Here is a 13,360-nt window from a genome sequence, read left to right as displayed (position 1 = left end):
AATAGTTAGTGCATGAGAAAAGTAGAGCAGTGGAGGTAGCTATGACCGTCGCGGTGACCGGAGCGAGTGGACAGCTGGGCAGGCTCGTCGTCGAAGCGCTGGTGGACGCGGGTGAGCGACCGGTGGCGATCGTGCGTGACCCGTCGAAGATCGCCGATCTGGCCGCGCGCGGGGTCGAGGTCCGGCAGGCGTCCTATGACGACCCGGCCGCGCTCGACGCCGCGCTGACCGGCGTCGACCGGCTGCTGCTGGTCTCGGGCAACGAATTCGGCGCGCGCGTCGCCCAGCACACCAATGTCGTGCGCGCCGCCGAGCGCGCGGGCGTCGAGCTGCTCGCCTACACCAGCATCCCGCGCGCCGACGTGAACCCGATGATCCTGGCGGGCGAACACCGCGGCACCGAAGAGGTCCTGGCCTCGGCCGCCGTGCCCACGGTCCTGCTGCGCAACAGCTGGTAGTGGGAGAACTACGCGGGCGCCGCCGCGGCCGCCGCGGCCACCGGCGTCCTGCACGGCGCGCAGGGCGCGGGCCGTGTCTCCGGCGCCGCCCGCGCCGACTACGCCGAGGCCGCCGCCCGCGTCCTCACCGGCGAAGGCCACGCGGGCCGGGTCTACGAACTGGGCGGCGACCAGGCCCTGACCGGCCCCGAACTCGCCGTGGCGATCGGCCCCGGCGTCCGCTACGAGAACCTCACCGAAGTCGACTACGCCGCCGCCCTGCGCGCCGCGGGCCTCGACGACCAGCACGCCGCCGTCCTCGCCGACGCCGATGCGGGCATCGCCAACGGCCTGCTCGAGGTCACGACCGGCGACCTGACCACCCTGCTCGGTCGCCCGGCCACCCCGGCGGCCGAGGTCCTGAGGCGCTGATAACGAGCCCGCCCGGCTGGACACCGCGGCCGCGATGGCGTGGCGTTCGGTCGCCCGGCCACTCCGGCCGCCGAGGTCCTGGGGGCGCCGATAACGAGCCCGCCCGGGCCGTGACCATGCTGGCTCGGCCGCCGGGTGGCCTCGGTGTCCGGCGGCGCGATGAGCGGCCAGGGCCGGGGCCTCGGGGAGCGGCGGGCGACGGGTGGGTCGATGGGGAGCGGTATGGCAGAGTTTCGGATGTGGCTGCTAACGAAACTCCCCGTCGACGCGCGCACTCCTACCTGAGCGGGCTGCTGTTCGTGATGGGTGTCCTGCACTTCGTCGCGCCGAAGCCGTTCGACGGCATCGTGCCCCCGAAGCTCCCCGGTAACCCGCGGACCTACACCTACGCCTCCGGGGTCGCCGAGCTCGGTGTGGCCACCGCGCTCGCGGTGCCGCGCACCCGCCGCTTCGGTGGCTGGCTGGCCGCGGCCCTGTTCGTCGGGGTGTTCCCGGCCAATATCCAGATGGCCGTCGACGTGGTCGGCAACCCGAAGGCCTCGCCGGTGTTCAAGGCCGGGGTGTTGGCCCGCCTGCCGCTGCAGATCCCGATGATCCTCGCGGCGCTGCGGGTCGCGCGGCGCTGAGCGTCAGACCCACTGGACGAGCTGGATGACGACCCCGTTGGGGTCGGTCATCTGGAAGTAGCGCTCGCCCCACTCCTCGGTCTCGATCGCCGTCTCGATCGGCACGCCCTCGCCGCGCAGCCGCGCGTACTCGGCGTCGATATCGGCGACGGTGAACACCACCAGCACACCCTCGCCCGCGCTCCCCGCGATCCGCGCGGGCTTGAAGGTGGCCAGGCCGGTGCGCAGGTAGATGACATTCATCCCGGCGTCGGCCCTGGCCAGCGAGACGAAGCCGTCGGCGGCCAGCTGCTCGGTGAACCCGAGATGGTCGATCAGGAACCGCGCCGAGGCCTGCGGATCGGCGACATTGAGCGAGATGGCGGAAGCGGTGATTTGCATGGGCTCTCCTCGATGGCGATGAACTCCGTACGTTGTACGCCTAAACTGTGGGAGCTTTTCCGGCGACCCGCTGTATGACGTGGGTCACATCAGAAGGTGTCGCGCGCGATCCGCAAGGTCGTGATGGTGGCGGCCAGTCCCTCGTACTGGTTGATCAGCAGCACGATCTCGATCAGCAGCCGCTCGTCGAAGTGCGCGGCCAGCCCGGCCCACCCGGCATCGTCGACATCGCGGCTGGTCACCAGCTGATCCACCACGGTGAGCAGCGCCCGCTGCCGGTCCGACCAGCCCGGCGCCGCGGGCCCCTCGGCGACCCGCTCGAGCTCGGCGGCGGTGAGCCCGGCCTTGCGGCCCAGCCGACGGTGGTGATCGGTCTCGTAGTCGCATTCGCGCAGGTGGGCCACCCGCAGGATGACCAGTTCGGCCTCGGCCCGGCGCAGCCTCCCCCCGGGCATGAGCTTGCCGGAGAAGTGCAGCCAGCCGCGGAACAACCCGCCGGTGCGGCCGAGGGTGCTGAACAGATGCGCGTCCTCGGTGCCTGAGGCACGCGAAAGAACTTGCCAGACAACCCAGTTGATCGGGCCCAGTTCACCGAACCGGCCCGGGGAAACGCGTGGTAGGGGCGCTGCAGCCATGGCCGCAGCGTACTCGCCGGTAGCCGATCGCGGCGCCGAGTGCGGGCACGGACCTGGTTTTCTTTGGGTTCCAGTGGTTTTCGGAACAGTTGCGCGTCATGATCGGTGTACCGCGGCGCGCAGCGGCGGTGTCAGTTCGCGGCACTGGTAGGGGAAACATCGGGATGCTGGTTCGGATCAGGCCGGAGGCGGAGCTCTCCGGCGCCGAGCGGGAGTTCGTGGAATGCCTGCACGCCTTTCCGAGCACGGGGCTCGCGCTGGTCGACTGCCGGGTGGGTGATCGCAGGCTCGGCGCGGTGATCGTGACACCGCACGGCATCACCGTGCTCGAGGTCAAGGGGTTCCGGCGCAGGCAGAGCGGGCTGCTCGCGGTCTCGGCCGAGGGTTCGTGGACGATCAGCGACAGTCCGCTGGACCTCGACGCGGAGCCGTCGTCCGGGCTCACCGACCGCCTCGAGCACGGGGTGCACGCAGTGCGGGTGGCGCTGGAACAGTCGCTGCAGGACAGCAAGCACGTGTGCGGGGCGGTGGTCCTGGTGCCCTATCGCGGGGTGGTGGTGCGCCCGGCGCGCACCGCGCTGCGCCCGGGGCTCGACGTGCTGGTCGCCAATACCGTCGACGCCCACGAATTGCGCATCTACCTGGAGGGATTCTCCGCGGGCCCGCGCGCGTGGACCATCGACCGGGTGCTCAACACCTGCTCGGCCCTCGGGCTGGCGTCGTTCGCGCCGACCGCGGCCGAGCTGGCCGAGGCCGGTTTCGCGGAGAGCCACACGCCGTCGAACCCCATTCCGCCGCCGAGCCGGTTCGCCGCGCCGGTGATGGCACCGCCGCCGGACGAACACGGCGACCGCGGGAAACTGGCCGGAATGGCCGTGTTCGCGGTCGCCGTGCTCGGGGCGTTCGTGGTGCTGGTGCTGGTCGTGCTCGCGGTGCTGCGCGACCCGCCGCATCCGCGGCCGGTATCGGAGACCTCGCAGAGCACCACCACCCGGGCGCCGACCACGCAGCGCCCGGTGGAGTGCTTCCCGTTCCAGAACGGCTGCTGAGCCTCAGATGGCCATGGCCGCGCGCACCGCGGACTCCGCGCTCGCGCCACCCTCGCCGGTGGACCCGACATGCCCGGAGTGCAGCACGTAGTACTGCTGGGCGGCCTGCAACGCGAAACCGATGTGCTGCTCGACCAGCAGCACGCTGAGCCCGCCGCGCTGGGTGAGCTCGATGATGGTGCGCTCGATCTCGGCCACCACCGAGGGCTGGATGCCCTCGGTGGGCTCGTCGAGGATGAGCAGCTTGGGCTCGGTGATCAGCGCCCGCGCGATGGCCAGCTGCTGCCGCTGCCCGCCCGAGAGCAGTCCGGCCTTGCGCCCGAGCAGCTCCCGCAGCGCCGGGAACAGCGTCAGCGACTCCTCGATCAGCGCCTTGCCGCGCTTGCGGCCGTCGGCCACCACCTGCAGGTTCTCGGCGGTGGTGAGCTGGCCGAAGCTCTGCTGACCCTGCGGCACATAGGCGATGCCGCGCTTGACCCGTTGCGAGGGCGAGAGTTTGGTGATCTTCTCGCCGTCGAAGGTGATGGTGCCCGACTTGGTGGGCAGCAGTCCCACAGCGGTGCGCAGCAGGGTGGTCTTGCCCGCGCCGTTGTGGCCCATGATCGCCACCACGCTGTCGTCGGGCACCGTGAGGCTGACCCCGTGCACGACTTCGGTGCGCCCGTAGCCGGAGTGGACGTCGACGAGTTCAAGCATCGGACGATTCCTTTTCTGTCGCGGCCAGATTCGCGGTGCCGAGGTAGACCTCCTGCACTTTCGGGTCGGCCTGCACCTGTTCGACGCTGCCCTCGCTGAGCACCTTGCCCCCGGCCAGCACGGTGACCGAGGTGGCGAACGATCGCATGAAGTCCATGTCGTGCTCGACCACGACCACCACCCGGTCACCGCCGATGCGGCGCAACAGGTTTCCGGTCTCCTCGCGCTCCTCGGCGCTCATGCCCGCGACCGGTTCGTCCAGCAGCAGCACCGAGGCGTTCTGCACCAGCAGCATGCCGATCTCGAGCCACTGCTTCTGCCCGTGCGCGAGCACACCAGCGGGCTTGTCGCGCAGGGCGGACAGTCCGGTGGTCTCCAGTGCCTCTTCGATGCTGGGCAGCACCGACTTGCGCGTGCGCAGCAGCGACAGCGCCGACCGGCCCGCGCCCGCGGCGATATCGAGGTTCTGCAACACGCTGAGCTGCTCGAACACACTCGCGGTCTGGAAGGTGCGGCCCACGCCGAGGCGGGCGATCTGGTGCACCTTCTTGCCGAGCAGCTCGGTGCCGGACTTCTGTGCCGAGCCGGTGGCCGGGACCAGGCCGGTGATGGCGTCGATGAGGGTGGTCTTGCCCGCGCCGTTGGGGCCGATCAGGAACCGCAGGTCGCCCTGCAAGACCGTCAGGTCGACCTCGGTGACGGCCTTGAAGCCATCGAAACTCACTGACAGACCGCGGATTTCGAGGTATTCGCTGTCCATTCCGGCATTGCCACCGGCCTTGGGTTCGTGCGTGGGTGCGGTCATCGCGCGGCCACCTTCTCCTCGGTATCGACGACGGGTTCGGCGGGCGCGGTGGGCGGCGGGGTGCTCGCGCGCCGGGCGCGGATCCGGTCGCGCAGCAGCGGCCACAGCCCGGCGAGACCGGCGGGGATGAAGCCGACCACCACGATGAACAGGATGCCCTGCAGGTACGTCCAGCCCGACGGGAACGACTCCGACAGCGAGGTCTGTGCCCAGGCCACCCCGATCGCGCCCAGAATCGGGCCGAGCAGCGTGGTGCGGCCACCGATGGCCACGCCGATCAGGAACGCGATCGACGGGATGACACCGATATCGGCCGGGGAGATGATTCCGACGATCGGGGTGAACAGCGCACCGGCGATACCGGCCAGGAACGCCGCCACCACATAGGCGACGATCTTGATATTGGCCGGGTCGTAGCCGAGGAAGCGCACCCGCTCCTCCGCGTCGCGCACCGCCACCAGCAGTTCGCCGTAGCGGCTGCGGTTGAGCTGACGGATCAGCGCCACCACCACCAGCAGCGTGCCCGCCGCGATGAAGAACAGCATCTGCCGGTTGACCGGGTCGGAGAGCTTGAAGCCGAAGAACGCGCGGAAGTCCGACAGGCCGGTGAAGCCACCGATGGCCTGCTGCCCGGTGAGCAGAATGGCCAACGCCGCGGCCAGCGCCTGGCTCAGGATGGCGAAGTAGGCGCCGCGCACCCGGCGCTTGAACACGCCGTAGCCGAGCACCGCGGCCACCAGGCCGGGCAGCACCAGAATGGCGATGATCGCCACGGGTCCCGAGGCGAACGGCTGCCAGAAGCCCGGCAGCTCGCTGATCCCGGAGATCTCCATGAACTCCGGCACGTCGTTACCCAGGCGCGCGGCGTCGGCCATCTGCATGTGCATGGCCATGATGTAGGCGCCGATACCGAAGAACACGCCCTGACCGAGGGTGAGCATTCCGCCTCGGCCCCAGGCCAATCCGATCCCGGCGGCCACGATGGCGAAGCACAGGAACTTGGCCAGCAGGTTGAGCCGGAAGTCGCTGAGCACCGCCGGGGCGACGGCGAACAGCAGGATAGCGGCGATGCCGAATCCGGCGAGCGGGGTCAGCCGGGGATACGCGCGCAGGCGTTCGGTGAGTGCACTCATGCCAGGCTCCTCGTCCGCACGGTGAACAGACCCTGCGGGCGCACCTGCAGGAAGATGACGATCAGCACGAACACGATCACCTTGGCGATGGAGGCCGTGGTCGAGTATTCGATGAAGGAATTGAGCAGGCCGAGCGCGAAGGCCGCGATCACCGTGCCCTTGATCTGGCCGAGGCCACCGATCACGACCACCAGGAACGCGTCGATCAGATAGCTCTGCCCGATGGTCGGGCTGGTCGAGCCGATCAGCGTCAGCGCCACACCGGCCACACCGGCCAGGCCGGACCCGATGAAGAACGTGCTGATATCGGTGAAACGCGAAGAGATGCCCGAGGTCTCGGCCAGGCCGCGGTTCTGTACGACGGCGCGGATGCGGCGGCCCATCGGGGTGGTCTTGAGGACGGCGGCCAGCGCGGTCACCGCGACGATCGCCAGTACCAGGATGAAGATGCGGGTCTTGGGCACCACCGCGCCCGCGATGGTGATTCCGCCACTGAGCCATTCGGGCACCAGCACGTTCTTGGCTGGCGCGCCGAAGATGTCCCGCGCGGCCTGCTGGAGAACGAGGCCGACACCGAAGGTGACCAGCAGCGTGTCCAGCGGCCGGTCGTACATGTACCGGATCAGGCCCATCTCCAGGGCGGCGCCGAGCAGGCCACCGACCAGGAAGCCCAGCAGCAGGGACACGATCAGTGAGACCCCCGCCGACGAGAAGACCTGTTGCACAACGTAGGTCGTGTAGCACCCGGCCATGATGAATTCGCCGTGCGCCATATTGATGACGCCCATCTGACCGAAGGTCAGCGCCAGGCCCAGCGCGGCGAGCAGAAGAATGGATCCCAGGCTCAGCCCCGTGAAGAGCTGGCCGATCACTACGTCCATTGCAGTGGACTCCTTGCAGACGGGCGGTGTGGGACGCGTCCGGGGACGCGTCCCACACCGGTCGGGCTGTTACTTGAGGCCCTTGGCCCAGTCGTAGGACTTCAGGTACGGGTCCGGGGTGATCGCCTTGCCGGAGTCCCACACGGTGTAGATCAGGCCGTCCGGGCGGATCTCACCGATGCGGGCGGTCTTGGTGATGTGGTGGTTGGAGCCGTCGATGGTGACGGTGCCCTCGGGGGCGTCGAAGCTGACGCCGTCCGCGGCGGCCTGCACGTCGGCCACGGCGAAGGAGTTGGCCTTCTCCACGGTGTTCTTCCACAGGTAGACCGAGGTGTAGGCGGCTTCCATCGGGTCCGAGGTGGGCTTGTCGGCGCCGAATGCGGCCTTGTAATCGGCGACGAACTTCTTGTTCGCCGGGGAGTCGACGGTCTGGTAGTAGTTCCAGGCGGTCAGCTGACCGGCGATGTTCTGCGCGCCGATACCGGCGACCTCTTCCTCGGCGATCGACACCGAGACCACCGGCATGTCGGCGGCCTTCAGGCCTGCGTTGGTGTACTCGCGGAAGAACGCCACGTTCGAGTCGCCGTTGAGGGTGTTGAACACCGCGCCCGCCTTGGCATTACGGACCTTGTTGACGATGGTGGAGAAATCGGTGGAGCCGAGCGGGGTGTAGTCCTCACCCTTGATCTCGATGCCGTTGGCCTCGGCGTAGGCGCGGATCTCGCGATTGGCGGTTTGCGGGAAGACGTAGTCCGACCCCACCAGGTAGAGTGACTTCACGCCCTTCTGCTTGAGGTAGTCCAGCGCGGGCACGATCTGCTGGTTGGTGGTGGCGCCGGTGTAGAAGATGTTCTTGCTGTCTTCCAGGCCCTCGTACTGCACGGGGTAGTAGAGCAGCGAGTTCAGGTTCTCGAACTTGGGCTTCATGGCCTTGCGGCTCGACGAGGTCCAGCCACCGAAGACCGCGGCGACACAGTCGGAGCTGATCAGCTTCTCGGCCTTCTCGGCGAAGGTCTTCGGGTCGGAGGCGCCGTCTTCGAGCACGATCTCGATCTTCTTGCCGAGCACGCCGCCCGCCGCGTTGATCTGGTCGATCGCCAGCTTGGTCGAATTGGCCACGGTGACTTCGGAAATGGCCATCGTGCCGGACAGCGAGTGCAGCGAACCGACCTTGATGGTGTCCTTGCTGGTGTCGACGCACGAGACCGCGCTCGAGCCGGTGGACGCGTCGTCACGCGCACCGCAACCGGTGAGCAACAGGCCTGCTACGGCCACCGCGGCAGGCACGGTGAGTGCCTTGACCAAACGGGATTGAGACATGGGCGGTTCTCCTCATCAGGTGTAACGGCGACGCCAGACGCGCCACAACGAACACCGCCGCTGCCTGTACACCGAGGTGTATACAGCGGCTGTATTCGTGAGTCGGAACAGTAGAGGGAACTTGTTGCACCGGAATATCTCTCGGTCACGTGCCCGTTTCGTCTGTTTCCTCCGTGTGAACAATTCCTCTCAGCCGGGTTATCGGGGTTCTTCCCTACGGTTGCGTAGGCAGGTGCCGGTGCGGCAATCTGACGATTCGTACGACGTCGAACAGCCGGAACCGCGCGGCGCCGGGTCGCGCGAGGTCTTTCGAGGAGGACCCCAGTGGGGCACTACAAGGCAAATGTGCGCGACATCGAGTTCAATCTCTTCGAGGTACTCGCCCTCGACAAGCTCCTCGATACCGGCGCCTACGGCGACCTGGACTCCGAGACGGTGCGCCAGATCCTCGACGAGGTACGGCGCCTGGCCGAGGGCCCGATCGCGGACTCCTTCGCCGCCGCCGACCGGGAACCGGTGGTCTACCGGCCCGAGACCTTCGATATCTCCGTGCCCGAACCGCTCCGCAAGACCGTCGCGGCGGTGCAGGAGGCGGGCTGGTACCGGCTCGGCATGCCCGAGGGGATGGACGGCACGGCAGCCCCGAATGTGGTCATGTGGGCGCTCAACGAGCTGGTCATCTGTGCCAACCCGGCGGCCAGCTTCTTCAATATGGGCCCGCTGATGGGCTCGGTGCTCTACGAGGTCGGCACCGAGGAGCAGCAGCGCTGGGCGCGCGGGGGCTTCGAACGCGGCTGGCAGGGCACCATGGTGCTGACCGAGCCGGACGCCGGGTCCGATGTGGGCGCGGGACGCACCAAGGCGATCCCGCAACCGGATGGTTCCTGGCACATCGAGGGCGTCAAGCGGTTCATCTCCGGCGGCGATGTCGGTGAGATCGCCGAGAACGTCTTCCACCTGGTGCTGGCCCGGCCCGAGGGCGCTGGGCCCGGCACGAAGGGGCTGTCGCTGTTCTATGTGCCCAAGTTCCTGTTCGATCCCGAGACGTTCGAGCTCGGTGACCGCAACGGTGTCTATGTGACCGGTGTCGAGCACAAGATGGGGATCAAGTCCTCACCCACCTGCGAGCTGACCTTCGGCGGCACCGACGTGCCCGCCAAGGGCTGGCTGGTGGGCGATGTGCACAACGGCATCGCGCAGATGTTCAAGGTCATCGAGAACGCGCGCATGACGGTGGGCGTGAAGTCCTCGGGCACGCTGTCCACCGGCTATCTCAACGCGCTGGAGTACGCGAAGACGCGTGTGCAGGGCGCCGATCTCACCCAGATGGCCGACAAGGCCGCACCGCGCGTCACCATCACCCACCACCCCGATGTGCGCCGCTCGCTGATGCTGCAGAAGGCGTACGCCGAAGGGCTGCGCGCGGTGTACCTCTACACCGCGGCGCATCAGAATGCCGATGTGGCCCAGCTGGTCTCGGGTGCCGATGCCGAGCTGGCGCACCGCGTCGACGATCTGCTGCTGCCCATCGTCAAGGGTGTCGGCTCCGAACGCGCCTACCAGCTGCTCACCGAATCCCTGCAGACCTTCGGCGGCTCGGGCTACCTCCAGGACTATCCGATCGAGCAGTACATCCGCGACGCCAAGATCGACTCCCTCTACGAGGGCACCACCGCCATCCAGGCCCAGGACTTCTTCTTCCGCAAGATCATTCGCGATCGCGGCGCGGCCCTCGGCCACATCAACGCGCGGATCACCGCCTTCCTGGACAACGACACCGGCCGCTTCGGCGCCGAACGCGACTTGCTGCGCACCGCCCAGGCCGACATCGGCGCCATGGCCACCACCCTCACCAACTACGCCATGGCGGGCCAGAACGAACCGGCCGAACTCTACAAAGTGGGCCTCGGCTCGGTCCGCTTCCTGATGTCGGTAGGCGACCTCCTCATCGCCTGGCGCCTGCTCGTCCAAGCCGAGATCGCCGCCGCGGCCCTGGCAGGCGAGTCCACCCCCAAGGACCGCCCGTTCTACCAGGGCAAGGTAGCGGTGGCGAGCTTCTTCGCCAAGAACGTCCTCCCCGAACTCACCGCGACCAAGAACATCCTCGCCACCCTCGACACCGACCTCATGGCAGTCCCGGAAGACGCCTTCTGAACCGTCAGCCCCGGAAAGCGTGCCTAGTGCCCACCTGCCGGGGATGGTTGGTGGGCACGACCAGGCAGCGGCCGCCGCGTGGCCCGTTCAGCGGAACGGAGAGTCGATGATGGCGAAGCGAAGTGCTGAAGAGTACGAAGCGATGGCGGCGGAATTCGAGGACGGCGACTACGCGGCTATCGGCCCGATCGAAGCGGGGCCAGAACTGCCGATGGGTCGGCCTGTCGGTGACGCGTCGTCCAGGTGCGTGGCCGCCTCGCTGGACGGCGATGCTCACACAAGCCAAGACGTGCGGTGATAGTACGGATCGTAATCGTCATCGGCATCCAAGGGATCTTCGGCGGTGAGTCGATACCGAGGTCTATTGGATTCCAGGGGGCTGGTTGGACTGAGTCTCGGCGGGGGAGGCGCTACGCTTTGCCTTCCCTCCTGGCCTGCGGGCTGTCGCGGCGCGAGCATCGGAGCTTCAGCACTGCCATTGCTGGCCTCTGTTCTGGGCGAGGACTCCGGTTTCGCGACCGGGGCATCAACGCCCTTCTGACGCAAGGCATCCAGATACGCTGGCGGCAAGCCTGCGAAGGGATCGCTCATCCCACACCCCCGGTTCGGTCCGCCGCATCCTCATCCATGAGGCCATAGGTGAGTATGCGATCGGCGGAGCGGTTGTCACCCAACTCGTCGCGCGATCGCGGATGGTCATGGTAGAACCGGATTAGCTGAAACGTCGCGGCAGCGCCGATCGAAAAACGCTCAGCATAGATCGCGCGCTTCGAGTTGTTCTGCCCGCCCGACCTCCGCACTTCGAGTCGAACAACCGCGTTGCCGAGCGTGGACGGACCCATCTCGATACTTCTCACATCTGCCCAGCGGACGGTCCGCTGCATCGAGAGCACGCCGGGAAAGGTCAATTCGGTCGGCGAGATGATGAGCGAACGAGTGCGTTGCATACTGACGTGGACTGCAATAACGCCGATGGCGAGCAAGGATAACGGCAACCCGATTATCGAGAAGATGCCCGCCTGTCCGGCGGTCAGGGGTATATCCAGCAGGCCGGACCACAGTCCGATGCTCAACAGCAAGCCTGCCGGAACCAATGACCCGAAGGCCAGGAGAGTCGCGTAGAGGTGCGGTCGAGACCAGGGAATCACCAGGCCATTCTTGCCGGGGAGTACCGACGTGCCCTCGACTGTTATTCGCCGCCGCCCAGAATAACCGGACCAGATCAGGGCCAGGAAGCCGATGCACGTCATTCCGCTTGTTGTGAAAAACGCGGCTCGTAGCCATTCTCTATCGACTGATGAGGAACCACTCAGGAACAATAGGTAGATGCCGAAGGCGGCCATCATCGACAATCCGAGATACTCGCGAATCCCTAGCTCGGAATGTAATTCACGAGGAAGGGGGTAGAATGTGTGCCGCCGGGTCATCAGCAGACCTCTTCTCCGAGTTTGGATCCGAGGTAGCCGAAGATCCAGCTTCCTGCCGCCGCTCCCACCATTCCGGACGCCGTGCCGACGACCGGGCCACCTGGGATGCCCATGACTGACCCCAGTGCCGTGCTACCGATCGTTCCGAGAGTGCCGGACACGCCCGCGACGCAGGCTTCTCGGGGTGTCTGGGCTGAAGCCATGTCCCAGATGGTGGTAGCGACGCCGATTCCTGGTCCTGCGAACTTGCTTCCGACCTTGACTCCATTGATCGCCTCGGCATCCAGGGCCATATTCAGAGCGCCCTTGCCCGCCGCTGTCTCGAGACCTGTGACGGCGGCACCGACTGATGTGATGGCCGGGTGGGTGAAGAATGGACTGTCGGCCGGGATCGTCGCCATCTTTCCATCCGGCGCCCATGCAGTGCCAACAGTATTGCCGAACGAATCTGTCTTCATGTCGATCTTCGCCTGACCGGGAACATCAATAGAAGTCCAGGTCGCGCCATCGATATAGTTCGAGCGGACCGTCTGGACGCTGGAGATAAGATTTCCCGCAGCATCGTATTTGTCTACTCGCTGCATATTGTCGCCCTGATATCCATCGGGCGGACCGAAAGACAATGGGTACAGCGTGCCCGGCGGGACCTGGTAGTTGTCGGATGAGGTAATTATTTGTTTGCTGCCGTCCTGCATGGTGACCGTTTTGACCGTGGTCCCATCTTTGGTTTCCTCGCTGATTCCCGCAACGGTCACCGCAGCGTCCTGGTCCTGCAGATCTTTCTGCATCTGACGCCCCTGTTCGTACTGCGGATCAGGGACGCCATCGTCAGGTCGCGGAAAGGCGTTCGGATCGTTCGGTTCGAGCATTACGTCTGAGTATCGATAGTTGATGAGTTTTAGCTTAGCTACGGTAGCATCATCGATCTGACCGAGTTCGGTGATCAGCGGGTTCAGCTGTTCCTGAAAGGCGTCCTGCGCGACCTGCAGTACCTTCAGGCGCTCCTCGTCCATCGGCTCAGGATCCAGCAGTACGATCCATTTGTCGTCTACGTGTAACGGTCCACTGTCGATCGTCGCGACCAGCGTATTGATGCGATCCCGTGCTGATGACATCGCATAGTAGTACGAATCGATGGCGGCCATTGTGCCATCGGCGACGTCGCCGAAGAAGGCTGCTTGCTGTGCGGTCCTGCTCAGCATCGCGGTAGCGGCATCATGTGACTCGCCGCTCCATGCGCGGAGATCTGGCAAGTTGTTGCAGTCGGCTCGCAACATGTGTACTGCCATTTCGATATCCTGGCCGGATTGCCACACGTTCTTCTTGGTTTCGAGAAGGTTTCCAAGGTTCCATGACGCGAGTCGAGACCGGGTGGGAATCATGA

13 protein-coding genes and 1 pseudogene are annotated in these 13,360 nt (G+C 66.5%); 5 read left to right on the top strand and 9 right to left on the bottom strand.

All coding sequences use genetic code 11. The annotated features are described in order from the left end of the window. The first annotated feature begins 41 nt into the window (after window positions 1–41). Window positions 42–869 (top strand): annotated as a pseudogene (locus WA675_RS25090) (NmrA family NAD(P)-binding protein). Window positions 870–1,171: 302 nt separating this feature from the next. Further along, window positions 1,172–1,495 carry a DoxX family protein gene (locus WA675_RS25085; protein ID WP_336087721.1) on the top strand — a complete coding sequence of 108 codons (324 nt, stop codon included), beginning with the start codon at window positions 1,172–1,174 and terminating at the stop codon, window positions 1,493–1,495. 3 nt (window positions 1,496–1,498) lie between these two features. On the opposite strand, the gene WA675_RS25080 is transcribed toward WA675_RS25085, so the two are convergent. Beyond that, entirely contained in the window at window positions 1,499–1,876 is a 378-nt protein-coding gene (locus WA675_RS25080; protein WP_336087670.1) for a VOC family protein, read from the bottom strand. Between the two features lie 89 nt (window positions 1,877–1,965). Next, window positions 1,966–2,511, bottom strand: a complete 546-nt coding sequence (locus tag WA675_RS25075; protein ID WP_336087669.1) for a carboxymuconolactone decarboxylase family protein — start codon at window positions 2,509–2,511, stop codon at window positions 1,966–1,968. 164 nt (window positions 2,512–2,675) lie between these two features. Here WA675_RS25075 and WA675_RS25070 point away from each other — a divergent pair, with 164 nt between their 5' ends. Further along, window positions 2,676–3,560, top strand: a complete 885-nt coding sequence (locus tag WA675_RS25070; RefSeq protein WP_336087668.1) for an NERD domain-containing protein — start codon at window positions 2,676–2,678, stop codon at window positions 3,558–3,560. 3 nt (window positions 3,561–3,563) lie between these two features. On the opposite strand, the gene urtE is transcribed toward WA675_RS25070, so the two are convergent. The 5 genes from urtE to urtA all read right to left on the bottom strand — a co-directional run bounded on the left by urtE (window position 3,564) and on the right by urtA (window position 8,395). Further along, window positions 3,564–4,256, bottom strand: a complete 693-nt coding sequence (gene urtE, locus WA675_RS25065; RefSeq protein ID WP_336087667.1) for an urea ABC transporter ATP-binding subunit UrtE — start codon at window positions 4,254–4,256, stop codon at window positions 3,564–3,566. Further along, a complete protein-coding gene (gene urtD / locus WA675_RS25060) occupies window positions 4,249–5,061 on the bottom strand; it encodes an urea ABC transporter ATP-binding protein UrtD (protein ID WP_336087666.1) in 813 nt (270 codons plus the stop codon). Before urtD ends, urtE begins: the two co-directional genes overlap by 8 nt. Further along, on the bottom strand, window positions 5,058–6,194 hold the full coding sequence (urtC, locus tag WA675_RS25055; protein ID WP_336087665.1) for an urea ABC transporter permease subunit UrtC: 1,137 nt from the start codon (window positions 6,192–6,194) through the stop codon (window positions 5,058–5,060). The genes urtD and urtC overlap by 4 nt, the downstream gene beginning before the upstream one ends. After that, on the bottom strand, window positions 6,191–7,075 hold the full coding sequence (gene urtB / locus WA675_RS25050) for an urea ABC transporter permease subunit UrtB (protein WP_336087664.1): 885 nt from the start codon (window positions 7,073–7,075) through the stop codon (window positions 6,191–6,193). The genes urtC and urtB overlap by 4 nt, the downstream gene beginning before the upstream one ends. Window positions 7,076–7,144: 69 nt before the next feature. Next, the gene (gene urtA / locus WA675_RS25045) at window positions 7,145–8,395 is read right to left on the bottom strand and encodes an urea ABC transporter substrate-binding protein (protein ID WP_336087663.1); all 1,251 of its coding nucleotides are present in this window, start codon (window positions 8,393–8,395) and stop codon (window positions 7,145–7,147) included. Window positions 8,396–8,719: 324 nt separating this feature from the next. Between urtA and WA675_RS25040 the strand changes: the two genes are divergently transcribed. Then, window positions 8,720–10,549, top strand: coding sequence for an acyl-CoA dehydrogenase (locus WA675_RS25040; protein WP_336087662.1), 1,830 nt, complete (start codon window positions 8,720–8,722; stop codon window positions 10,547–10,549). A 106-nt stretch (window positions 10,550–10,655) separates the two neighbouring features. Continuing rightward, a complete protein-coding gene (locus tag WA675_RS25035) occupies window positions 10,656–10,847 on the top strand; it encodes a hypothetical protein (protein WP_336087661.1) in 192 nt (63 codons plus the stop codon). A 289-nt stretch (window positions 10,848–11,136) separates the two neighbouring features. On the opposite strand, the gene WA675_RS25030 is transcribed toward WA675_RS25035, so the two are convergent. Further along, window positions 11,137–11,976 (bottom strand): hypothetical protein, encoded by an 840-nt coding sequence (locus tag WA675_RS25030; RefSeq protein WP_336087659.1) that lies wholly within the window; start codon window positions 11,974–11,976, stop codon window positions 11,137–11,139. Further along, window positions 11,976–13,358 (bottom strand): hypothetical protein, encoded by a 1,383-nt coding sequence (locus WA675_RS25025; protein ID WP_336087658.1) that lies wholly within the window; start codon window positions 13,356–13,358, stop codon window positions 11,976–11,978. The genes WA675_RS25030 and WA675_RS25025 overlap by 1 nt, the downstream gene beginning before the upstream one ends. Window positions 13,359–13,360 lie beyond the last annotated feature (2 nt).

This window comes from Nocardia sp. SSK8 (assembly GCF_037034205.1).
Lineage (GTDB): Bacteria > Actinomycetota > Actinomycetes > Mycobacteriales > Mycobacteriaceae > Nocardia.
The sequence above is the reverse complement of the archived record's forward strand: the minus strand, read 5'-3'. Positions and strand labels throughout refer to the sequence as shown.